Genomic DNA, 23412 nt, shown 5'->3' on the forward strand with positions numbered 1-23412 from the left:
ATCTCTTCCCGCCAAACGAGTGCAGAAACCTCTTCAAGGCTGCCGGATATGTTGCAGATTAAATAGACGACGCTCTAAAAATCTGGTTGGAGTCCCGCTTAGGATTGGCTGGTGGACTGACTGGAACTTTTGAGCATTGCCGAAATGTCTGTTGAGCAGGTCTTGCGCGGCTTGGCTTATCGGCCAGAGCAGCCGCTCAACTGTGTCCACACATCACCTTCCATTATCTAGCGGGTCACCGTTCCATGCCTTTTTGCTGCTTTGTCCTTGAGATCGGGGCCATGTACAGTTGTTGATCTTTCCGTGTATCATTGTACGAAAAATTCCCTTCGGGCGTGCCGGTTCGAGTCCGGCCTTGGGTACCAATGACTTAGCCGATTTTCGGCGGGTCACCTACCGCTCCGATCATTCGCACCGCTCACGAGGTGATGCTGCGTTGCCGGTCTGTCCGGCGGTCGCGGCCGTCTTTTCAGAGCCATCTGCCCGGCATCCCGAAATGTGGCTGGATCATGACGATTTTAGGCGAATGATTCGGAGTTCCCTGACGCCTTGAACGGCGCTTTGGTCGCCAATCGGCGACCGCTATGGCGATTGGTTCGTGCTAGGGAACAAAGCCCGCCAGACTTCCCGCCAAAGCGTGGCCACAATTTGGCAAGGGCGCGAGCGCGGCGATTGTTGTGCAGATGAAAACGCGATCATGGGCCGGGCCGCCAGATATTGCGGTCCCTCAGGCGACAGAGCCTCAAAGCGCATGCTGCGCGGCGGCGACTGTTCGCAATACCGCAACAATCCCATGATTTTTCAGGACTTTTCGGGGCATCTTTTGGCCACATTTGCGGCGCCTTCCGCCTTATTTCACCACGTTTGTGCCATTTTCTCCTTTGTCGACGCGCGCCGGCAACGTATCACTTTCCCAAGCCCGACTGGGGGGTGAAGACACAAGGCCACGGGGGCGGCCGCTGAACTGTCAGGCATTCGCAAGGATGCGAAGGGATGCGAAACCGGAGAACCGGTTGAAGCCGCAGAAGGCGTTCTTCGCCCACGCGAGACGTGGGCAAGGATAACGCGATCCGCTTCGCTGATTTGCAGGCAAGACGAGCAAACGTGATTTGGGCAGTGCCGCAGGCAGTGTCGCCGCTTTCGCGGCATGGGGATTATCCCCGTCTGATGTGAAGAGGGTCGAGATATGGCTGATTTGATTTTGGACTGGGCCGCGCTTGGCGCATATGGCGCCAACCTGGAAGACACCGCGCCCGACGCCGTGACCGCAACCGTGGACACCGGCGGGGTTGCCGTCGACATCACCTTCACGGCGCAGGATGCCGGGGCCTCGGCCTTTACCTTCGACGTCGAGGGATATGTCGCCGAGGGCGAGCCCTTCGATCCGTTCTCGCATCTCAAGCTCTTCGGCGAGGGTGGCGACGGCGGCGTCGTGTCGCCCACCTCGACCACGGTACTGGATTTCCGCGGCACAGACGCGATGTACACCGACAACGTGCAGAACGTGTCTTTCCGCCTCAACGACGTGGATCAAAGCGGCAGCTCGGCCGATTTCGGCGACCCGGGCGCGGGTTTCGAGGACAACGTCACCGTCCTGGCCTATGACGCCGATGGCAACGCCGTTCCGGTATCCCTGACGCCCGCGGGCAACGCCGACGTGTCTGGCGGCTCGGCCACCGGCACGAGCACGTCCGAATTCGAAGCCGCCGACGGGTCGGTTCTGGTGAACATCGCCGGGCCCGTGTCGCGCATCGAGATCGTCTACGAGAACGGCGATGTCGAGGCGCAAGGCGTGCTGGTGTCGGATGTCTATTTCTCGACCGTGGATGCCGAGGACGACAACCTGCCGCCGGTCGCGGTGGACGATATCGTCGATGTGGACATGAACACCGAAACGGTGATCGACGCGGCCGCCAACGATACCGATCCAGATGGCGATCCGGTGACCGTCGCCAGCATTGGCGATCCGGCGAACGGGACCGCTGTGCTGAACGCAGACGGCACCGTCAGCTATACGCCGAACTTCGACTATATCGGCGAGGACACCATCTCCTACGTCGCAAGCGACGGCAACGGCGGCACCGACGAGGGCCAGATCATCGTCACCGTGGTCAACACCGATCCCGATGAGCCGCCGGTGGCCGTCGACGACACCCTGACCACCGAGCTTGACACCTCGATCACGCTGAACCCGACCGATAACGATATCGACCCCGAGGGCCAGCCGCTCTTTGTGTCCGAGATCGGCACGCCGGCCAACGGCACCGCCGTGCTGAACGGCGATGGCACCGTGACCTATACGCCGAACCCCGGTTTCCTGGGCGACGACAGCTTTACCTACGAGGTGGTCGACACCGAGGGTCTGGCCGATTTCGGCACCGTCTACGTGACCGTCGAGGAAGCCCCGGCAGAACCGCGCATCGACACCGACGTCTTCCCGGTAGATCCGGCGGATCAGGCGCTCGATCCGCTTGACGGCCTGGACGAGGATCCCGATCCCAGCGATGACCTGGACGACATCACCGGCACGGGCGGCGCCGACAGCATCGCCACGGGCGACGACGACGACACGATCTCTGGCGGCGCGGGCGACGATGTGATCGAGCCGGGCATAGACGACGATGTCGTCGACGGCGGCACCGGCAACGACACGATCATCGACGTGCAGGGCGCCGACACGATCTACGGCGGTCAGGGCGACGACGTGATCAACGCGGGCATCGACACCTTCTCGGATTACGAGGGCGACGATCCCAGCTTTGCACCGGGCACACCGCTGAACGATCTGGGCTTTACCGCCGATCCCAACCAGGAAGACGGGCGCGACAGCGTTCAGGGCAACCGCGGCAACGATATCATCAACACCGGCGACGACCGTGACACGATCGACGGCGGCGGCGAGAACGACACCATCAACGCCGGTATCGACGATGACCTCGTCATGGGCGGCCAGGGTGACGATTCGATCATCGGCTCGCACGGGTCCGATACGCTGGATGGCGGGCAGGGCAACGATTACATCGACGGCTCGAACTTCGCCGCGCTCGAACTGGTCGATGCGATCGACACGGTGCCGGAAAACGACCGCGACCTGATCGACGGTGCACTGGGTGACGACACGCTGATCGGCGGCGACGACGACGACACGCTGATCGGCGGGTCGGGCGACGACAGCCTCGACGGCGGCATCGACGAGGACAGCCTGCTGGGCGGCGCGGATGACGACACGCTGATCGGCGGCCAGGGCGACGACACGCTCGACGGCGGCGCCGGTGTGGACATGATCGACGGTGGCACGGATCGCGACACCATCGTGGTTGGCAGCGCGTCCGAGGGCATCGGCGACACCGTGCAGGGCGGTTTCGAGGGCGACGATTTCGACACGCTGGACCTCAGCGGCGCGGGCGAGCGCGGAACCGACTGGCGTCTGGTGGACGTGCGCCCCGACGATGACGGCCCGGGCCGCGACCCGAACGGCATCGACGGCACCGTCGAATTCCTCGACGGCGCGGGCGGCGTCACCGGAACGATGGACTTCTTCAACATCGAACAGGTCGTGCCCTGCTTTACCCCCGGCACGCTGATCGCCACGCCTCAGGGTGAAAAGCTGGTCGAGGATCTGCGCGAAGGCGACCGGGTCATCACCCGCGACAACGGCATCCAGGAAATCCGCTGGGTCGGCCGCAAGGACCTGACCGGCCATGTGCTGGCCCGCAAGCCGCATATGAAACCGATCCTGATCCAGAAGGGCGCTTTGGGCAACGGGCTGCCCGAGCATGACATGCTGCTGTCGCCGAACCACCGCGTTCTGGTCAACAACGACAAGACGGCGCTTTATTTCGAGGAACGCGAAGTGCTGGCCGCGGCCAAGCATCTGATCGGGCTCGAGGGCGTGGACGAGGTGCGGACGCTGGGCGTGTCCTACATCCACTTCATGTTCGACAGCCACGAGGTGGTTTTGTCGAACGGTGCCTGGACCGAAAGCTTCCAGCCCGGCGATTACAGCCTGAACGGCATCGGCAACGCGCAGCGCCAGGAAATCCTGGAACTGTTCCCCGAGCTGGCAGAGGCGGACGGGCTGAACGCCTATGCCTCGGCCCGCCGGTCGCTGAAGAAACACGAAGCTCAGCTGCTGACCAAGTAAGCTCTACCGCATATGCAGCCGTTCCGGCGCTGCGGTCTGCGCCGGAACTGACGGAAGCGGGGCGATCTTCGGATCGCCCCGTCTTTCTGTTTGCGGTATTAGGACGCAAACCCAAAGGGTTGCGCGCGTTTTTTGAAGTTGTAGAGGGGCCTACGCCGGGTTCAGCGCACGCCACGCGTCCCAGGCTTCGGGCGTGTCCAGATCGGTCAGCGCGTGTTTCCCCGGCAGCGCCACAAAGCGGACGCGATGGCGATTGGCCCTCAGAACATCGCGCGCGCCTTGGTCGCCGGTCAGCTGCGCAATGGCGTTGAAGCAGTCGCGCGGAAAAAGCACCGGATGGCCCGGGGTGCCGTCCTCGGTCGTGCCTTGCTGCAGAGTTGGGTGAGGACAGGCGCGGAAGCCTTTGATCAAAAGACGTAAATCCTGTTCGCAGATGTCGGGCATATCGGCCGGCAGGATCATCACCGCGTCGATGTCTCGCGGCAGATACGCCACCCCCCGCCGCAGCGAGGCCGACATGCCCAGATCGGCGTCGGGCACCGCGACGATCTGCACCGGCAGGCCTTCGATGGCCGCGCGGCGCGGATGATCGTGATCGGGCAAAGTGACAGTGACATGATCGGCGACCGCCAGTGCGCATTGCGCCTGCCGGCGCAACAGCGGCACCCGGTCCACAAGCTGCAAGAGCTTGTCGGCCCCACGCATACGGGTTCCGAACCCGGCGGCGGGGATTAAGACGGCAATTCCTCCCATGCGTGTGTCATACATGATTCGGTCCGAATCACCTAGCCGCGCATACGTGTGCCATCCGCGTCAAAGAGCGATTCGGTCAATAAATGTGCGGGGCAGAGGCGCCCGAGTATCTCGATTTCCGCCGTAAGCCCCGGTTTTACCTGGGTTCGGGGAATCAGCGCGAGGGCAATGGATTTTCCCGCATAATGCGAAAATCCGCCCGAGGTGCAGAACCCCTGAACCGTGCCGCCGATCCAGACCGGCTCGTATCCGTGGACGTCGGCATCCTCGGTCTCGACCTCGAACGCCACCAGGGTCCGGGCGGGCGGCATGGCGCGTTCGGCCTCGGCGGCGGCGCGGCCGATGAAATCGGCGGGCTTGGTCCAGGCGATGAACCGGTCGAGCCCGGTTTCGGCGGGGGTGTAATCGGGCGAGAATTCCGACAGCCAAGAGCCGAAGAACCGGTCGAGCCGCAGCGACATCATCGCGCGCATCCCGAAGGGGCGCATTCCGTGCGGCTGCCCGGCCTGCCAGAGCGTGTGCCAGAGCTGTCGCTGCGCCATCGGATCGCAGAAAATCTCGTACCCCAGATCGCCGGTGTAGCTGACGCGCTGCACGATGCAATCGGTCTGGCCGACGGTCATGCGGCGCACGTCCATGAATTTCATCGCCTGCACGTCGTCCCGGGTGCAGGCGGCCAGCACGTCACGCGCCCGTGGCCCGGCGATCTGAAAGCCGTTGAGGCAGTCGCTGAGGTTCTCGACCGCGACGCCGTCCTGCAGGTTCTGCAGGAACCAGCGCATGTGATAGGCCTGCGAGCCGTAAGAGGCGGTCAGGCGAAATTCAGTGTCGCTCAGGCACGACACGGTGAAATCGCCGATCACCCGGCCCTTGGGCGACAGCATCGGCGTCAGCGACATGCGTCCGGGCGCGGGGATGCGCCCGGCCATGATTCGGTCGAGCCAGCCGCGGGCGGCCGCGCCGGTAATTCGGTATTTCCCGAAATTATGAACTTCGTTGATTCCGACGCCATTGCGCACCGCCGCCACCTCGCGCGCGGTGGCGGCGAAAGCGTTGGAGCGGCGGAAAGACGGAGTCTCGTATCGTGGCTCATCCGGTTCGGCGAAATAATTGACCACCTCGAGCCCGAATTGATGGCCCCAGACCGCGCCCATCGTGTCGAAGATGTCGTACATCGGGGTTGTGCGGTTGGGGCGCGCGGCGGGCAGTTCCTCGTTCGGGTAGCTGACCGAAAAGCGTTTCTGGTAGTTCTCGATCACCTTGGGGCGCGTGTAGCCGGGGCTGATCCAGTCGCCGAAACGCGCCACGTCCATGGCCGTGACGTCGCGCTCGCATTCGCCTTGGGTCATCCATTGCGCCAGCATCAGCCCGACGCCGCCGCCCTGGCTGAAGCCCGCCATGACGCCGCAGGCCGACCAATAGCCGCGCATCCCCGGCACAGGACCGACCAGAGGGTTGCCGTCGGGGGCAAAGGTGAACGGGCCGTGGATCACCGACTTGACCCCGGCGCGTTCCAGGACGGGGAAGCGTTTGTAGGCAAAGTCGATGCTGTCGGCGATCTTGTCGAAATCGTCGGGCAAGAGTTCATGGCCGAACGTCCACGGCGTGCCGTCAACCGCCCAGGGCCGGCAGGGCTGTTCGTAAAACCCGATGCAGAGCCCGCGCCCTTCCTGCCGCAGATAGCTTTCGCCGGCGGGGTCCATCACATGGGGGTGTTCCTTCGATCTTTCGTGAATTTCGGAAATATCGTCGGTGACGATGTATTGATGCTCCATGGGGTGGAGCGGCAGATAGACGCCCGCCATCGCGCCCACCTCGCGTGCCCAGAGGCCGCCGGCGTTGACCACGTGTTCGGCATGGATCGTGCCCTTGTCGGTGACCACGTCCCAGGTGCCATCGAGGCGCTGGTTGGTCTCGTGCACCATGTTATGGGTTTCGATCGTGGCCCCGCCCATCCGCGCGGCGCGCGCATAGGCATGGGTGGTGCCGGAGGGATCGAGATGGCCATCCAGCGGATCGTAAAGCGCGCCGAGGATGCCGTCGGTGTTGACGATGGGGGCGAGTTGCGCGATTTCCTCGGGGCCGACGATCTCGGTCTCGAGGCCCATGTAGCGGTGCTTGGCGCGCTCGGCGAGCAGCATGTCGAAGCGGTCGGCATTGTCGGCCAGCGTGATGCCGCCGACGTGGTGCAGCCCGCAGGACATGCCGGTGATCGCCTCGAGTTCCTTGTAAAGCTTGATCGTATAGCCCTGCAGCGCGGCCATGTTGGTGTCGCCGTTGAGCGTGTGAAAGCCGCCCGCCGCGTGCCATGTGCTGCCCGACGTCAGCTCGGACCGTTCCAGCAGCATCACGTCGGACCAGCCGAGCTTGGTCAGGTGGTAGAGCACCGAACAGCCGACGACGCCGCCGCCGATGACGCAGACGCGGGTGGTGGTTTTCATGGGCTCGTCCTTTCCTGGATTGCCGTCTCGCCCCGGGGCATGGGGCGGATGCCTCCGGCGGGAGTATTTCTGCCAAGAAGAAGATGGGGAGGGCCGCGGGCGACGCGCGATGTCGCGAATGGGCGATTGCAGGGTTTTGCGCCGGGTTTAGGTGGGGCGGTCAGATGGGAGAATGAGCCATGCGGAGCAATGCCCAGGCGGTGGTGATCGGCGGCGGTGTGATCGGATGTTCGATCCTGTATCACCTTGCCAAGCTGGGCTGGACGGATGTGGTTCTGCTGGAGCGGGACGAGCTGACCAGCGGGTCGACCTGGCACGCGGCGGCCAATATCCACGGGCTGCACGACAGCACCAATATCAGCCGCCTGCAGCATTACACCATGACGCTCTACAAGGATCTGGAAGCCGAGACCGGGCAGGGCTGCGGCGTGTTCCAGCCCGGCTCGCTTTACCTGGCGCAGACTGAGAACCGCGAGCATCAGCTGATGCTGCAGGCGGCCAAGGCCAAACTTTACGGGATGAATTTCCACCAGATCGGAAGGGATGAGGCCGAGCGGCTGCATCCGCTGGTGGATTTCGACGGCATCCGCTGCATCATGTACGAGCCCGACGGCGGCAACGTGGACCCTTCGGGCGTGACAAACGCCTATGCCGCGGGGGCGCGGAAGCGCGGGGCCGAGATCCATCGCTTTACCCCGGTGACGGCGACGGTGCAGCAGCCCGACGGCACCTGGGTCGTCGAGACGCCCAAGGGGGCGATCCGCACCGACTGGGTGATCAACGCCGCCGGGCTCTGGGGGCGCGAGGTGGCGGCGCTGGCGGGGGTCACGCTGCCCCTGATGCCGACCGAGCATCAGTATTTCGTCACCGAGACCATCCCGCAGATCGCGGCGATGGACCGGCGGCTGCCCTCGGTCGCGGACCGGGACGGCGAATATTACCTGCGCCAGGAGGGCCAGGGCCTGCTGGTGGGCGCCTATGAGCGCGACATGCGGTTCTGGGCCGAGGACGGCACGCCTCAGGGCTTCGGGCACGAGCTGTTCGCCGACGATCTGGAGCGGATCGAGGACAACATGATGCGCGCCATCGACCGGGTGCCGGTGGTGGGCGAGGCCGGGATCAAGCGGGTGATCAACGGGCCGATGATCTGGTCGCCGGATTCAAACGTGCTGCTGGGGCCGGTGCCCGAGCTTAAGGGCTATTTCTGCTGCAATGGCATCATCCCGGGCTTTTCGCAATCGGGCGGCATGGGGCTGATGGTGGCGCAGTGGATCGTCGAGGGCGAGATGCAGTACGACATGTTCCCCTGGGACGTGGCGCGTTTCGGCGCCTGGGCGGACAAGGCCTTTACCAAGGCGCGGGTTCAGAACCAGTATGCCCACCGTTTCGCCATCCACTACCCGAACGAAGAGCGCGCGGCCGGGCGGCCGGTGCGCACGCGGCCCGTCTTTGAGATGCAAAAGGAGATGGGCGCGGTATTCGGGCTGAACTACGGCTGGGAGCATCCGCTGTGGTTCGCCGACCAGCCCGGGGTCGAGGACACCAACGGCTTTACCCGTCAGAACTGGTGGGCGCCGGTGGGCGAGGAATGCCGGATGCTGCGCGACACCGCGGGCGTGATCGATATTTCGAACTTCGCCAAATACCGGGTGAAGGGGCCGGGGGCCGAGGATTGGCTGAACGCGCTTTTCGCCAACCGGATGCCGCGCGCCGTGGGCCGGTCGTGCCTGACGCCGCTCATTGGCAAGCGCGGCGGGATCGCGGGGGATTTCACCGTCACACGGCTGGCCGAGGATGAGTTCTGGGTCATCGGATCGGGCATGGCGGAACGCTATCACCAGAGATTTTTCCGTTCGGTTCCATTGCCTTCTGGCACGACATTCATGTCTCTGACCGAAGGCTGGTGCGGCTTCAACGTGGCCGGGCCGCAGTCACGCGCGCTCTTGCAGCGGATGACCAATGCCTCGCTGGAGACGGCGGATTTTCCCTTTATGCGTTCGAAGATGATCGAGCTTGCTGGCGTCGAGGTGATGGCGCTGCGGGTGTCCTTTACCGGCGATCTGGGATGGGAGCTGCATTGCCGCGCCGCCGATCAGGTCCGGCTGTACACCGCGCTGATCGAGGCCGCGCGCGCCATCGGCGCGGGTCCGGTCGGCAGCCGGGCGCTGATGTCGCTGCGCATCGAGAAGGGCTATGGCTCGTGGAGCCGCGAATACAGTCCCGAATACTGGCCGCAGGAGGTGGGGCTCGCGCAATTGTGTAAACTCGACAAGGATTTCCTGAACAAGGAGGCCCTGTTGCAGGTGATCGACAATGCCCCGCGCGAACGGCTGGTGATCCTGGCGCTGGACGAGGCGGACGTGGCCGCTTCCATGGCGGACGCCACCGGAGGAGAGCCGATTTTCAAGCAAGGTCAAGGTGTTGGGCGCGTCACCTCGGGTGGATACGGGTATTCGGTCGGGCAGTCGCTGGCGCTGGGATACGTCAAGGACGCCGCGCCGGGCGACCGGGTCGAGGTCATGGTGCTGGGGCGTCCGCATGGTGCCGTCATCCTCGACAAACCGCCCTTCGATCCGGCAGGGGAACGCCTGCGCGCCTGACCGCCCCGGATTTTCCTGTTTTTGCGTGCAACCCGTGATATACCGTGGGCCGGGTGACACGCGAGGACATACAATGAAGGCACAGCCCCCGGCTGGGCAATCCCAGCGGCTGTCCGAACTTTATGCGTTCGGCGTTCTGGATACCGACCCCGAGGAAGAGTTCGACGATGTCGTCTCTCTCGTGGCGCGGATCTGTGACACGCCGATGGCGCTTATCTCGTTGGTGGACGAGGACCGGCAATGGTTCAAGGCCAGGGTCGGCGTGGATTCGTCGGAAACGCCGTTGGACCAGTCGATCTGCGCCCATGCGATCCTGAGCGACGACATTCTGGAAATCCACGACACCACGCTCGATCTGCGCACGGCGGACAACCCTTTGTGCTGCGATGTCGACGGGAAGGTGCGGTTCTACGCCGGCGCGCCGCTGATCACCGAGACCGGACAGACCATCGGCACACTCTGCGTGTTGGACACCAAACCGCGCCATTTGAACGACACCCAGCGCGATACGCTGCGGGTTCTGGCGCGGCAGGTGATGCGGCAGCTGGAACTGCGCCGCGCCCTGCGCAACGAAACCATTCTGCGCGACGAGATCGACCACCGGGTGAAGAATTCGTTGCAGACGGTGCTGTCCTTCGTGCGGATCTACCGCAACCGGGTGTCCAGCGCCGAGGCCAAAGAGGCGTTCGACGCGATCGCGCGGCGGGTGTCGTCGATCGCGCAGCTGCATACCGAGCTGTATCAGACCGACGGGATCGACACGGTGCGGCTCGATTCCTACCTGCAACGGGTGGCGCAATTGCTCAAGGGGCAGGCCCCGCGCAAGGTGCAGGTCCGCAGCGAGATCGCCGCGGTCGAAGTCGACGCCCGCACCGCGGCCTCTTTCGCGATGATCATCAGCGAATTCGCCGCCAATGCCTTTAAGCACGCCTTCCCCGCCGGCCGGCCCGGAGAGGTGCGGATCACCGTCACCGAAAGCGACACAGGCGCGCTGCATCTGGAATGCAGCGACAACGGGGTCGGCAGCCTGCACAGCGGCACGCCGCCCAAGACCAGCGATATCGTCAGCATCGGCACGACGCTGATGGAATCTGCCGCCGATCAGATCGGCGCGCAGATGGCGATGCAGGCCACACCGGACGGCTACCGCCTGTCGCTGGATCTGCCCAAGGACAGCGGCAGCAGCGCCGCTACAGAGGCCGTACCTTCAACCGGGTGATCCGGTTGTTTTCCCGCGCCATCACCTCGAACCGGAAGCCGTGAAAGCTGAACACCTGACCGACGGTCGGGATCGTCTGCGCCTCGTGGATCACCAGCCCCGCCACGGTGTTGGCCTCGTCGTCGGGCAGGTTCCAGTCGGTGGCGCGGTTGAAATCGCGGATCGTGGTGGCGCCGTCGATAAAATAATGCCCATCCTCGCCGCGCTTTACGGGATGGTCGCCGTAAGGGTCGAATTCGTCGGTGATCTCGCCCACGATCTCTTCGAGGATGTCCTCGAGCGTGATCAACCCCTGCAGCGCGCCGTATTCGTCCACCACCAGCGCGAAATGCGTCCGGCGGCGCAGGAACTGCCGCATCTGGTCGTCCAGCGACGTGGTGTCGGGCACGAAATAGGGCTTCATCGCCACTTCGGAGATCTGGAAATCCTTGAGCGCGTCGAACCCCGCGCCCTCGGTCCCGGTCATCAGCTTGTACATCGCGCGCAGCAGGTCCTTGGCGTGGATCACGCCGACGATGTTTTCGGGATCCTCACGATAGACGGGCAGGCGGGTGTGGTTCGATTCAAGGCATTGCTGCAGGATGTCCTGCGGATCGGTGTCGGCGTTGATCATTTCAATGCCCGAACGGTGCAGCATGATCTCTTCCACCGTGCGCTCGCCCAGGTCGAGCGCGCCCAGGATGCGGTCGCGGTCTTCCTTTTCCACGATCCCCTCGGAATGGCCCAGCTGCAGCGCGCCCGCGATTTCCTCGCGCACGGCGAGGATGTGGCTGTCGGGGTCGGTCTGAACGCCGAAGATCGCCAGCACGCCGCGCACAAGCACACGCACCACCTCGACCACCGGGGCAAAGATGCGCACCACCAGCCGGATCACCGGCGACACCCGCGCGGCGGCGGTTTCGGGGTTGGTGATGGCGTAGGTCTTGGGCAGCACCTCGGCAAAGATCAGCACCAGCAGCGTCATCACCAGCGTCGCCAGCGCCACGCCGGATTCGCCGAAGGCCCGCGTCAGGATCGCCGTCGCCAGCGAGGTCGCCAGGATGTTCACCAGGTTGTTGCCGAGCAGGACCGATCCGATCAGCCGCTCGTTGTCCTCGGTGATGCGCAGCGCGATCTCGGCGCCCTTCGAGCCCTTGTCGGTCGCCGCGCGCAGTTTGCCGCGCGAGGCGGCGGTCAGCGCCGTTTCGCTGCCCGAAAAGAAGGCGGACATCATCAACAACACGAGAATGGCAAGAGACGTGATCCAGAAAGCGGCGTCGAGAGTGGTTGCGCTGGGTTCCATCGGTCGGGCGGTCCTTTATATCTTCGGAGGGTTATGGGGGGCGGACCCTCTGCGTTCAAGAGGATAGCGGATGAAGCTGCACGATCTGGGCAGGCTGGAGGGGCCGGTTCTGGCCTTTGGCGGGCCGTATTCGAACCTCCAGGCGCTTGAGGCGCTGATCGCGCGGGCCGAGGCTCTTGGGATTGGCGCGGATCGCATGATCTGCACCGGTGACGTGGTGGCCTATTGCGGCGATCCGAAAGCGACGGTCGATCTGATGCGCGCGCGGGGGATCGTGACGATCGCCGGGAATGTCGAGCGGCAGCTGGGCGCGGGGGCGCTCGATTGCGGCTGCGGCTTCGAGACGGGCAGCGCCTGCGACCTCTTGTCGGCGGGCTGGTACGCCCACGTCAACGCCGCCACCGGCGCAGAGACCCGCCGCTGGATGGCCGATCTGCCGGATGTCGCCACCTTCACCCAGGCCGGGCGGCGCTTTGCGGTGATCCATGGCGGTGTGACCGACATCAGTCGCTTTCTCTGGCCGGTCAGCCCCGAGGCGGAGTTCACCCCGGAACTGGCCGTTTTAACCGACCTGACAGGGCCGATTGATGCCGTGATTTCAGGACATTGCGGCGTGGCCTTCATGCGCGAGGTGCAAGGGGTCCACTGGATCAACGCGGGCGTCATCGGGATGCCGCCCAACGACGGCACTGCGCGTACCGAATTCGCCGTGCTGTCCGACGGGCGGGCCGAGTTGCTCCGCCTCACGTATGACGCCGCGGCGGCCCGCACGCGCATGATCGACGCCGGCCTGACGCAAGGTTATCACGAGGCGCTGATCACCGGGTTCTGGCCGTCCGAGGACGTGCTGCCCGCGTCGATGCGCCGTCAGTCCCGCGCCATCGGGTGATGGTCGAGCACCAGCTCTTTCAGCCGTTCTTCCAGCACATGGGTGTAGATCTCGGTTGTGGCGACGTCCGCATGGCCCAGGAAGGTCTGGATCGCACGCAGATCGGCGCCGTTGGCAAGCAGATGCGTGGCGAAGGCGTGGCGCATGGTGTGCGGTGTGACCTTGTCCGGCGAAATCCCGGCCTTTACCGCCAGATCCTTGACCAGCATGTAAAACGCGTGCCGGGTCAGGTGCCCGGCCTTGCCCCGTGACGGAAAGAGATGCGGCGAGGGCGGCTTGCCCCGCGATTGCGCCAGGGTCTCGGCCTGGTCGCGCGCCACCAGCCAGTCGCGCAGCGCGGCGCGGGCGGGGGGCGACAGCGGCACCATCCGCTCTTTGCCGCCCTTGCCGCGGATCAGCAGCATCCGCGGATCGCCTTTCGCGGCGGCCAAGGGCAGGCCAACCAGTTCGCTCACCCGCATCCCCGTGGCATAAAGCAGCTGCATCAGGCAGCCGTTGCGCAGTTTTTCCGAGGCGTTGCGCCCATGCTGTGCTGCGGCGTCGAGCAGGCGGTCGACCTCTTCGACCGACAGCGTCTTGGGCAGCCGCTTGTCGCGGCCCGGCCCGCTGATCTGCACCGCCGGATTGTCCTCGCGCAGGCCTTCCTCGAAGGCGAAACGGTAAAGCTGCTTGATCGCCGAAAGGCGGCGCGCGCGGGTCGATTTCGCCAGCCCCTGCGCGTCGCAATGCACCAGGTAGCCCTCGACATCCGACCGGTCCGCGCTGGCCGGATCGCCGCCGCGCGCGGCCAGCCAGTCGGTGAAATCCGCCAGATCGCGCGCGTAGGCGGCCAGCGTGTTCTGCGCTGCGCCGCGTTCGGCCACCTGCGCCTCGAGAAAGGCGGAAATCCAGTTGGCAGCACTCATCGCCGCGCGCCCTCGTCATCCAGCAGCATCACTTGCAAGGCGGCGCGCCGCGCGGGGTCTTCAAGCCCGACGGCGCGCAGCACGGCCAGCGCGGCGGTCAGATCGCCCGGATTTCCCTCCGCGCCGCTGGAGAAAAGCGCGATGGCCTCAAGGATCGCCTCGCCCAGACGTCCGTCGCCGAGCATGTCCTGAAGGTAGGAAGGAACGGCGGCGCCGCCGAATGCGGCGGCGACGGCGCCGGCATGGGGCAGCGTGCCGGCGGTCTCGGGCGCGCGCCCCTGGGCGACCGCCTGCAAGAGCGGCTGATCGGTCATCCGCGCGGCGGCGGCCTCGTATTCCGACGACAGCAGCGCCGCGCGCTGCGCCAGATCCGCCGCGCGGCCCTCAAGCGAGACGGGGATCAGCGCAGGGCCGGAGAGCTCTGAGAACGCCACCAGCAGCCCCGCGCTGCGCATCTGCGGCCAGACCGTCTCCAGCGCCGGGCCGATGCGCGCGGGATCGCCGCTGCCAAGCGCCGCCTCGAAGGCCTGCAACGCCGCGACCCGGTCCCAGATGCCGCCCGAGGCGGCGGGTTTGCGCGCGCTGTAAAGCCCCAGCAGCCGGTTTTCCGAAATCGCTCCGGTGCGCGCCAGCCGTTCGCCCGCCTCGAGCTGAGCCTTCCATCCGCTGTCGCCGCCCAGATCCACGCTGGCAAAGCGCCGGGGCAGCGGCGCGGTGGGCAGCGGCTCGCCGATCGCCTCGAAGAGGCGGAATTGCAGGGCGTCGGGCCGCACCGGCGGGCGCAGATAAGGCAGGTCCTCGGCCAGTTCGGGATCGAGAAAACGTTGCAGCAGATCGGCGTCTCTGGCGCGGATCGACCCAAGCGCCGCGCCCGTTTGCAGCAGGGTCGCGGCATAGCCCCAATCGCCCTCGCGCGCGCTGCACCAGATCCGCGCGCGCAGATCGCCGCCAAGCCCGGGATCGCGGCGCAGCGCCGCGCAGGCGGCACTTGTGTCGCCCGTCAGAAGCCCCAGCTCGAACCAATAGGGCCAGAGCGCCGGGTCGGCGGGCCCCGCCCGCTCGATCAGCGCCAGCGCCGGTTCGACCACGCCGCGCTGCATCAGCGCATCGGTGCGCGCGGCCAAAAGCGAGGTCTCGCCGCCCGGATCGCGCGCCGGATCCGCCTCGGCCAGCAGCAGCGTGTTGAAGAGCGCCGAAAGCGCCGGCACCGCCGGGTCGGTCTGCCGTATCAGCGTGGCCAGGATGCGCGCGTCCGATCGCGCCCAGAGACTGCGCGGCAGCCCCGTGACCGATTGCGGCAAGAGCCCCACGCCCTCGACCGTGGGCGCATCGAGCGGCAGCGTCTCGACCTCGGGGCGCAGAGCGGTCCGTGCCACCGCGGGCTCGTCCGCGGGCGGCAAAAGGCCCGGCGCGCGCGGCGCGACGCGCTGCGCCTCGAGCCAGTCGATGGCGGAAAGCGGGTTCTGCGCGGCCAGCGGCCCCGCGAGACAGGCCAAAAGGGCCGCTTTAATCGGTATCGAATTCAACAGGTTGCCGCACCTCGGTTTGCGGAGGCGAGAAATCCGCCCCGAAAAAGGGGCCCACATAGGCATAGGCGACCAGCGCCACCGCGCCCAGGGTCAAAAGATAGAACAGCCATTTGATGATGCGCCCCATGTGTGCGTCTTCCTGCCTCTTGTTTTGCCCAACTTATAACTGGTCTTTTGCGCAAGTTCACGTCATTCACGTATGGATTGACGGATTTTGGCGGCCAATGGCCGAGAAGTGATCGCCGCGATGCGGATGCGCTTGAAAAAGACGGTTGTGCTCGTCGGCATGATGGGCGCGGGAAAAACCGCCGTGGGCAAGGCCTTGGCGGCGCTTCTTCGTGTGCCCTTCATCGATTCCGACCACGAGATCGAGCTGGCCGCCAACATGACCATCGCCGAGATTTTCGCCCGCGATGGCGAGCCGTTCTTCCGCCAGAAGGAATCGCAGGTGATCGACCGGCTGCTTGAGAGCAGGGCGGGTATCCTGTCGACTGGCGGCGGCGCGTTCATGTCCGAAGAGAACCGTCGCAACATCAGCGCCAAGGGCGTGTCGGTCTGGCTCGACGCCGATCTGCCGCTCTTGTGGAACCGGGTCCGGCACAAGGACACCCGGCCGCTGCTGCGCGGGCCCGATCCGCTGGGCAAGCTCACCGAAATTTATCAGGCGCGGGTGCCGGTCTATGCGCTGGCCGATCTGGCGGTGAAGGCCGATCCGGCCTTTTCGATCGAGGAAATGGCCCGCCGTGTGCGCGACGCGCTGGCCACCCGCCCCGACGTGCTGGAGATCAAGGAATGACCGAAACCGTGCATGTACCGCTGGGCGACCGCGCCTATGACGTGCGAATCGGCTCCGGGCTGATCGCCCGCGCCGGGGCCGAGATCGCGCCGCTTCTGCACCGCCCCGAAGTGGCCATCGTCACCGACGAAACCGTCGCCGCCGCGCATCTGGCAACCTTGCAGGACGCGCTAAGGGCCGAGGGCATCGCCTCATCGGCCCTGACCCTGCCGCCCGGCGAAGCCACCAAAAGCTGGCCGCATCTGATCCGCACGGTGGAATGGCTGCTCGACCAAAAGGTCGAGCGGCGCGGCGTGGTGATCGCCTTGGGCGGCGGTGTGGTCGGCGATCTGGTGGGATTTGCCGCCGCGATCCTGCGGCGCGGCGTGCGCTTTGTGCAGATCCCCACGTCGCTTTTGGCGCAGGTCGACAGCTCGGTCGGCGGCAAGACCGGCATCAACGCGCCGCAGGGCAAGAACCTCATAGGCGCGTTCCACCAGCCCAGCCTCGTGCTCGCCGATATCGACGCGCTGGCCACGCTGACCGCCCGCGATTTCCTCGCGGGCTATGGCGAGGTGGTGAAATACGGCCTTCTGGGGGACGCGGCGTTCTTCGAATGGCTCGAAGAAAACGGCCCCGCCCTTGCCGAAGGCGACGTCGCAAGCCGCGCCTATGCGGTGCGCCGCTCGGTCGAGATGAAGGCCGACATCGTCGTGCGCGACGAGACCGAACAAGGCGACCGCGCGCTTTTGAACCTGGGCCACACCTTCTGCCACGCGCTCGAGGCCGCCACGGGCTATTCCGACCGCCTGCTGCATGGCGAGGGCGTGTCCATCGGCTGCGCGCTGGCGTTCGAACTTTCGTCGCGCCTCGGCCTCTGCTCGCAAGAGGTCCCCAGCCGTGTCCGTGCCCATCTCTCGGCCATGAAGATGAAGACCGACCTCTCCGACATCCCCGGCGATCTGCCGGGGGCCGAAGCACTGCTCGATCTCATGGGCCAGGACAAGAAGGTCATCGACGGCCAGCTGCGCTTCATCCTCGCGCGCGGCATTGGCGCGGCCTTCGTCACTTCGGACGTGCCCCGCGACGCGGTACTGTCGGTGCTCGACGACGCGCTGCGCGCCCGCTGACGCAGGGCCCTTGTCCGTTTCACTGATCCAGAAATATCCCGGGGGGGCCGTGCCCATGGCACGGCGGGGGCAGAGCCCCCGAACCGCGCTTTAGAAAGGGATCTCGTCGTCGATATCGCGCGCGGGCGCCCGCGCGGGGCCCGAGCCGCCCCCGCCGTAACCACCCTGATCGCCGCCACCATAGCCCTGATCGCCGCCGTAATCGCCGCCGCCGCCATAACCGCCGCCACCACCGCCGCCGCCCGAGCCGCCCTCGCGGCTGTCGAGGAAGGTCAGTTCACCGGCATAGGGGCGCAGCACGACCTCGGTCGAATAGCGGTCCTGCCCGGATTGGTCCTGCCATTTGCGGGTTTCCAGCTTGCCCTCGATATAGACCTTCGAGCCCTTGCGCAGATATTGCTCGGCCAGCCGGGCGAGGTTTTCGTTGAAGATCGCCACCGAATGCCACTCGGTGCGTTCGCGCCGTTCGCCGGTGTTGCGGTCTTTCCACGTCTCCGAGGTGGCGATGCGCAGGTTGCAAACCTTCCCGCCGTTCTGGAACGTGCGCACTTCGGGGTCGCGGCCCAGATTGCCGATCAGGATCACCTTGTTGACCGAACCTGCCATGATTGTCCTCTTTCTCGTCTCTAACCGATAGGGTGCCGGGCCGAATCTGGCCTCGGCGGCGTTTCGCTCAGACTACACGACCCAACCCCGGTGAATAAGGGGTTAAGGACGAAAATCGCGGCCCGGCCCCGGGGTGGCGGAATCGCTCGGAATGGGTATAGTGCGCCAAGGTTCCGATGTGGGGGCATTGTGACGATGCGGGCAAGTGTGACGGTGGCTCTGGCCTTTGGGGCGACGATGGTGGCGCAGGCGGCCCTGTCCGAGACGATCTCGACCAAGAACCGCGTGCTGCTTTTCAGCAACCAGACCAAGGTTTTGGACAGCCGCGCGGCGCAGCAATACAAGAACTCCGTCCGGCTCAAGCCGCCCACCGTGATCACGCCCACGAAATGGGGCCCTGCCACCAATGACGGATCGGTGCCGGTCTATCGCGGGCGCTACAACGGCGTGTACGCCGATATGGCCCGCTCTGCCGCGCGCAGGCATGGCGTGCCCGAGAACCTGTTCCTGCGGCTGGTGAAGCAGGAATCCAATTTCAAGCCGCGTGCCCGGTCGCACAAGGGCGCTATCGGGCTGGCCCAGCTGATGCCCGGCACCGCGCGCATTCTGGGCGTCGACCCGCACGATCCGGCCGAGAACCTCGAAGGCGGCGCACGCTATCTGGCGCAGCAATACCGCGAGTTCGGATCCTGGCGTCTGGCGCTGGCGGCCTATAACGCGGGCCCCCAGGCGGTGAAAAAGCACCGCGGCGTGCCGCCTTACCGTGAGACCCGGAACTACGTCAAAAAGATCTGGGGCAGCTGAGCCGGGCCGCGCCATGAGAGCCGTCCTCACGCTCTGGCGCCGTCATCCGCTGCTGACATCGGCCTTTGTGCTGTCGTCCGCGGCCGTGCTTTTTTTTGCCGTCCGGCTTGTGGTCTTTACCGTCTACTGGGCCAATCCCGCGCATCGCGATCAGGCGCTCGCGGGCTGGATGACCCCGCGCTATGTCGCCCAAAGCTGGCATATCGCGCCTCAGGATATGGCAGAGATCCTGCAGCTGAGCCGTGACGGACAGGGCCGGCGCATCACGCTGGCCCAGATTGCCGAGGCGCGGGGCATGCCCCTGCCGGTTCTGTTGGACGAGCTCGACGCCGCCATCGCCGCGCACCGGGCTGCGCAATGACGCTGACGGAAACCGCCTTGTCGCTGGTGCCCGTCTATGGCCCTGTGGCGCTTTTGACGGTGACCTTCCTGTCGTGCCTGGCGCTGCCGGTACCCAGTTCGCTGATGATGCTGACGGGCGGCGCCTTTGTGGCGTCGGGCGACCTCGAGGCTTTGTCGGTCGTCGCGGCGGCGCTTGGCGGCTCGGTGCTGGGCGATCAGGCGGGGTTCGCCATCGGGCGGCGCGGGTCGGGCCTGCTGGCCCGGCTAGGCCGCGACCCCAAGCGCGCGAAAATGCTCGACCGCGCCAGGTCACGGCTCCATGCCCGCGCCGCGACAACGGTCTTTCTCACCCGGTGGCTTTTCAGCCCGCTGGGGCCTTACGTCAATTTCGCCGGCGGTGCGGCCGGGCTGGGCTGGGCGCGGTTCAGCCTGGCCTCTGTCCTTGGCGAAAGCGTCTGGGTGACGCTCTACATCGGGCTCGGTGCCGCCTTCGCCAGCCAGCTCGAGGCGCTGTCGGACATGCTGGGCGCTGTGTCGGGCCTGCTGGTGGCGCTGCTGCTGACGGTGCTTTCAGGCCGCGCGCTTCTGCACCGCCTGAAAGCGCAAGGCGCTACTCCGCCGCGACCTTGATCACCGGCTCCATATTGGCGAACTCCGCCTCCGAGAGGTGACACTTGATCTGATGCCCATCCGCCATGGTCCTCTGCGGCGGTACCTCTTTTTCGCAGAGCCCGCCGGGCACCTTCGATTTCCACCGGCAGCGGGTCTGGAACGGGCAGCCCGGCGGCGGGTTCATCGCCGAGGGGATGTCGCCCTCCAGCACGATATGCTGCTTTACCACCTTGGTGTCGGCGATGGGCACCGCCGAAAGCAGCGCCTCGGTATAAGGATGGTAGGGCGGGGCAAAAACCTGCTCGGTGGTGCCAAGCTCGACCACATGGCCCAGATACATCACCATCACCCGGTCGCTGAGATAGCGCACGATGGATAGATCGTGGCTGATGAACAACAGCGTGGTCTTGTGCTCGCGCTGGATCTCCATCAGCAGGTCGGTCACGGCGGCCTGCACGCTGACGTCCAGCGCCGACACCGGCTCGTCCGCCACGACGATCCGCGCATCCCCCGCAAAGGCCCGCGCGATGCCCACACGCTGCTTTTGCCCGCCCGAAAGCTGGCGCGGCATCCGGTCGGCGAAGGCGCGCGGCAGTTTCACCAGGTCGAGCAGCTTGAGCATCCGCTCGCGCCGTTCCGCCTCGCTGTCGCCGATGCCGAAGATCTCCAGCGCGCGCATGATCTGCCGGCCCACCGTCATCGACGGGTTGAGCGTGTCGAACGGGTTCTGGAACACCATCTGCACATCGGCAATGGTCTTGGTGTCGCGCGCCTCGATGGGCGTGCCCTCGATGTTCTTGTTGTCGAGCAGGATCTGCCCGTCGGTCGCCGTCTCGAGCCCCATCAGCACCTTGGCGAAGGTCGACTTGCCGCAGCCCGATTCGCCGACGATGGCCAACGTCTCGGATTCTCGCGCCTCGAAGGACAGGGTTTCGTTGGCCTTCACGACCTTGGTCTCGCCCGACTTGCCGAAAAGCGCGTTGGCCGCGACCTCGTAGTATTTCTTGAGGTTGTCCATCTTCAGCACGACCTGACCGGGCTTGGCCTTTTCGGTCTGCTTGCCGACGCTGATCGGCGCGTTCCAGTCGATCTCCTGAAATTTCAGGCAGCGCGTGGCGTGGCGGTCGTTGCCCGGCACGTCGAACATCGCGATGTTGCCCTTATCGCAGCGCCCCTGCTCGAAATAATCGCAACGGGGGCCGAAATTGCAGCCTGGCGGGCGTTCGTGGGGCAGGGGGAAGTTGCCCGGAATGGCCACCAGCGGACGGCTGTTCTTGTCCGCCCCCGGCAGCGGGATCGACCGGAATAGCGCCTGCGTATAGGGATGCTGCATCTCGTCGAAGACATCGGTGATCGAGCCGCGCTCTACAGCCTCGCCGGAATACATCACGCAAAGGCGGTCGCAGGTTTCCAGCACCAGACCCAGGTTGTGGCTGATGAACAGCATCGAGGTGCCGTATTTCTTGCCCAGCTCCTTGACCAGCTCGACCACCGCCGCCTCGACCGTCACGTCGAGCGCCGTCGTCGGCTCGTCCAGGATCAGCAGCGACGGCTCGGCCATCAGCGCCATGGCGATGACGATCCGCTGCTGCTGGCCGCCGGACAATTGGTGCGGATAGCTGTTGAGGATGCGCTTGGGGTCGGGCAGCTTCACATCCGTGACCACCTGCAACGCGCGCTCAAAAGCCTCTTTCTCCGAGGCGCGGCGGTGGATGATCGGAACCTCCATCAGCTGCTTGCCGATCTTCATCGCCGGATTGAGGCTCGCCATCGGCTCCTGATAGATCATGGCGATCTCGGACCCGCGGATGTCGCGCAGCTCTTCGGCGCTCAGCGTGCTCAGATCGCGGCCCTTGAACTTGATCGAGCCGCCGACGATCCGCCCGTTCTTGCCCAGATCCTGCATCACCCCCAGCGCCACGGTGGATTTGCCGCAGCCGGATTCGCCGACAAGGCCCACCGCCTCGCCCGGCTGCACCGCCACCGAGAAATCCATCACCGCCGGAATTTCCCGCAGCCGGGTGAAGAAGGAAATCGACAGCTTGTCGATCTCCAGAATGGGCCCGCTATAGCCGTCTTTCATGTGGTGTCTCCCTGTCGGGGACCAGAGTGACATCTCTGTTTCATCTGGTCGAAAATATCCCGGGGGGTCCGGGGGGCTGGCCCCCCGGCTCCGCCCTCGTCAGTCTTTCAGGCTTTCCTCGCGCAGCCCGTCCGCCAGCAGATTAAGCCCCAGCACGAGGCTCAGCAGCGACAGCGCCGGCACGATGGCGGGGTGCAGATAGATCTGCAGCAACCGCCGCCCGTCGTTGATCGTCGTGCCCCAGTCGGGGCTCTCGGGCGGCAGGCCCAGGCCGAAGAAGCCCAAGGTGCCCAAAAGGATCGTGGTGTAGCCGATGCGCAGACAGAAATCGACGATCAGCGGCCCGCGCGCGTTGGGCAGGATCTCCCACAGCATGATGTACCACGTGCCCTCGCCACGGGTCTGGGCGGCGGCAACGTAGTCGCGGGTCTTGATGTCCATCGCCAGCCCCCGGACGATCCGGAAGACGGTGGGCGAGTTCACAAAGACCACCGACACGAAGACCACGAGGATCCCCGACGGCACGTCGAAAAGATCGGCGAAGCCCGGGATCACATGCACCTTCGATCCCACCTCGGATATCAGCGACAGGTACAGCCAGCCCAGCACCCCCAGCACCCCGATCAGAAGCGGCGTGCGCAGCCTTGGCCGCGTGTGGTAGCGCGAATTGAGCAGCACCGCCGCGAAGACGATCGGGAAGATAAAGAGGAACGTCGCCATGTAATTGGGGATCCCGGTCGCCACGATTTCCGGCGTGACCAGCAGGTAAAACAGCAGGATCACCGGGAAGGCGAGGATCAGGTTCGCCAGGAACGACAGGAACGTGTCCAGCCGGCCGCCGAAATATCCCGCCGGCAGCCCCAGCGTGATCCCCACCATGAAGGCAAAGAGCGTGGCCAGCGGCGCGATCTGCACCACCACCCAGGACCCCTTGATCATGCGGCTGAAGACGTCGCGCGCCAGGTTGTCGCCGCCGAAGAGGTAATAGGGATAAAGCCCTTCCTCCGCGGCGCCCGGAACGGGCGTTCCCGGCGGCTTGTTCTTCATGGCCGAGATCTGGCTCAGCGGATCATGAGTGACGATCAGGTCGAAGGCGCCGTAGATGCCGGTAAAGACCCAGAACATCACCAGCGCAAAGCCGATCATGCCGATCACGCTGTCGAAAAGCTTGCCGTAAAGCCCCAGCCGCCGCTTGAACAGCATCGACACGACGAACAGCAGGACCAGCGAAATCCACACCGGCGTGAATTGGGCGAGGACGCGGAGGATGATCTCCCCCCAGGACAAAGGATCCATGT

The 23412-nt window shown here is 65.4% G+C and carries 18 protein-coding genes; 9 read left to right on the forward strand and 9 right to left on the reverse strand.

Going from position 1 to position 23412, the window contains the following annotated elements; translation table 11 throughout:
• Positions 1 to 1186: 1186 nt before the first annotated feature.
• Positions 1187 to 4144, forward strand: a complete 2958-nt coding sequence (locus tag RXV88_RS17215; RefSeq protein ID WP_316294731.1) for a Hint domain-containing protein — start codon at positions 1187 to 1189, stop codon at positions 4142 to 4144.
• Positions 4145 to 4294: 150 nt separating this feature from the next.
• On the opposite strand, the gene RXV88_RS17220 is transcribed toward RXV88_RS17215, so the two are convergent.
• Together RXV88_RS17220 and RXV88_RS17225 are read right to left on the reverse strand one after the other, a co-directional pair.
• The gene (locus tag RXV88_RS17220; protein ID WP_410468836.1) at positions 4295 to 4912 is read right to left on the reverse strand and encodes an NTP transferase domain-containing protein; all 618 of its coding nucleotides are present in this window, start codon (positions 4910 to 4912) and stop codon (positions 4295 to 4297) included.
• A gap of 17 nt (positions 4913 to 4929) precedes the next feature.
• A complete protein-coding gene (locus RXV88_RS17225; protein WP_316294732.1) occupies positions 4930 to 7338 on the reverse strand; it encodes an FAD-dependent oxidoreductase in 2409 nt (802 codons plus the stop codon).
• A 179-nt stretch (positions 7339 to 7517) separates the two neighbouring features.
• On the opposite strand from RXV88_RS17225, the gene RXV88_RS17230 reads away from it, so the two are divergent.
• The gene (locus tag RXV88_RS17230) at positions 7518 to 9938 is read left to right on the forward strand and encodes an FAD-dependent oxidoreductase (protein ID WP_316294733.1); all 2421 of its coding nucleotides are present in this window, start codon (positions 7518 to 7520) and stop codon (positions 9936 to 9938) included.
• Positions 9939 to 10011: 73 nt separating this feature from the next.
• The gene (locus RXV88_RS17235) at positions 10012 to 11157 is read left to right on the forward strand and encodes a histidine kinase dimerization/phosphoacceptor domain -containing protein (protein ID WP_316294734.1); all 1146 of its coding nucleotides are present in this window, start codon (positions 10012 to 10014) and stop codon (positions 11155 to 11157) included.
• On the opposite strand, the gene RXV88_RS17240 is transcribed toward RXV88_RS17235, so the two are convergent.
• Positions 11129 to 12439, reverse strand: a complete 1311-nt coding sequence (locus RXV88_RS17240; RefSeq protein WP_316294735.1) for an HlyC/CorC family transporter — start codon at positions 12437 to 12439, stop codon at positions 11129 to 11131. The genes RXV88_RS17235 and RXV88_RS17240 overlap by 29 nt on opposite strands.
• Positions 12440 to 12509: 70 nt before the next feature.
• Here RXV88_RS17240 and RXV88_RS17245 point away from each other — a divergent pair, with 70 nt between their 5' ends.
• Positions 12510 to 13328 carry a metallophosphoesterase family protein gene (locus RXV88_RS17245; protein WP_316294736.1) on the forward strand — a complete coding sequence of 273 codons (819 nt, stop codon included), beginning with the start codon at positions 12510 to 12512 and terminating at the stop codon, positions 13326 to 13328.
• On the opposite strand, the gene RXV88_RS17250 is transcribed toward RXV88_RS17245, so the two are convergent.
• Genes RXV88_RS17250 through RXV88_RS17260 form a run of 3 tightly spaced genes read right to left on the reverse strand, consistent with a single transcriptional unit; the run spans position 13307 to position 15889 of the window.
• Entirely contained in the window at positions 13307 to 14233 is a 927-nt protein-coding gene (locus RXV88_RS17250; protein ID WP_316294737.1) for a site-specific tyrosine recombinase XerD, read from the reverse strand. The two genes, RXV88_RS17245 and RXV88_RS17250, sit on opposite strands and share 22 nt — an antisense overlap.
• Positions 14230 to 15729 (reverse strand): hypothetical protein, encoded by a 1500-nt coding sequence (locus RXV88_RS17255; protein WP_316294738.1) that lies wholly within the window; start codon positions 15727 to 15729, stop codon positions 14230 to 14232. Before RXV88_RS17255 ends, RXV88_RS17250 begins: the two co-directional genes overlap by 4 nt.
• A gap of 10 nt (positions 15730 to 15739) precedes the next feature.
• Positions 15740 to 15889 (reverse strand): hypothetical protein, encoded by a 150-nt coding sequence (locus RXV88_RS17260; RefSeq protein WP_316294739.1) that lies wholly within the window; start codon positions 15887 to 15889, stop codon positions 15740 to 15742.
• Between the two features lie 120 nt (positions 15890 to 16009).
• Between RXV88_RS17260 and RXV88_RS17265 the strand changes: the two genes are divergently transcribed.
• Together RXV88_RS17265 and aroB are read left to right on the forward strand one after the other, a co-directional pair.
• Positions 16010 to 16558: a shikimate kinase gene (locus RXV88_RS17265; protein WP_316294740.1), complete on the forward strand. Its 549-nt coding sequence runs from the start codon at positions 16010 to 16012 to the stop codon at positions 16556 to 16558.
• Entirely contained in the window at positions 16555 to 17667 is a 1113-nt protein-coding gene (aroB, locus tag RXV88_RS17270) for a 3-dehydroquinate synthase (RefSeq protein WP_316294741.1), read from the forward strand. The genes RXV88_RS17265 and aroB overlap by 4 nt, the downstream gene beginning before the upstream one ends.
• Before the next feature lie 90 nt (positions 17668 to 17757).
• Here aroB and ssb read toward each other — a convergent pair whose 3' ends face one another.
• Positions 17758 to 18273, reverse strand: a complete 516-nt coding sequence (ssb, locus tag RXV88_RS17275) for a single-stranded DNA-binding protein (RefSeq protein WP_316294742.1) — start codon at positions 18271 to 18273, stop codon at positions 17758 to 17760.
• Positions 18274 to 18468: 195 nt separating this feature from the next.
• On the opposite strand from ssb, the gene RXV88_RS17280 reads away from it, so the two are divergent.
• From RXV88_RS17280 to RXV88_RS17290, 3 genes are read left to right on the forward strand one after another with little or no spacing between them, the layout of a single operon-like run.
• Positions 18469 to 19077, forward strand: coding sequence for a lytic transglycosylase domain-containing protein (locus RXV88_RS17280; protein WP_316294743.1), 609 nt, complete (start codon positions 18469 to 18471; stop codon positions 19075 to 19077).
• Between the two features lie 13 nt (positions 19078 to 19090).
• Complete coding sequence (locus RXV88_RS17285) at positions 19091 to 19438, forward strand: hypothetical protein (RefSeq protein WP_316294744.1); 348 nt, start codon at positions 19091 to 19093, stop codon at positions 19436 to 19438.
• On the forward strand, positions 19435 to 20049 hold the full coding sequence (locus tag RXV88_RS17290; RefSeq protein ID WP_316294745.1) for a DedA family protein: 615 nt from the start codon (positions 19435 to 19437) through the stop codon (positions 20047 to 20049). The genes RXV88_RS17285 and RXV88_RS17290 overlap by 4 nt, the downstream gene beginning before the upstream one ends.
• On the opposite strand, the gene RXV88_RS17295 is transcribed toward RXV88_RS17290, so the two are convergent.
• The gene (locus RXV88_RS17295; protein ID WP_316294746.1) at positions 20030 to 22114 is read right to left on the reverse strand and encodes an ABC transporter ATP-binding protein; all 2085 of its coding nucleotides are present in this window, start codon (positions 22112 to 22114) and stop codon (positions 20030 to 20032) included. The genes RXV88_RS17290 and RXV88_RS17295 overlap by 20 nt on opposite strands.
• A 99-nt stretch (positions 22115 to 22213) precedes the next feature.
• The gene (locus RXV88_RS17300; RefSeq protein WP_316294747.1) at positions 22214 to 23410 is read right to left on the reverse strand and encodes an ABC transporter permease; all 1197 of its coding nucleotides are present in this window, start codon (positions 23408 to 23410) and stop codon (positions 22214 to 22216) included.
• Positions 23411 to 23412: the final 2 nt, after the last annotated feature.

Origin of the sequence: Aestuariicoccus sp. MJ-SS9, from assembly GCF_032586235.1 — a bacterium.
In the GTDB taxonomy this organism is placed as follows: Bacteria; Pseudomonadota; Alphaproteobacteria; order Rhodobacterales; family Rhodobacteraceae; genus Aestuariicoccus.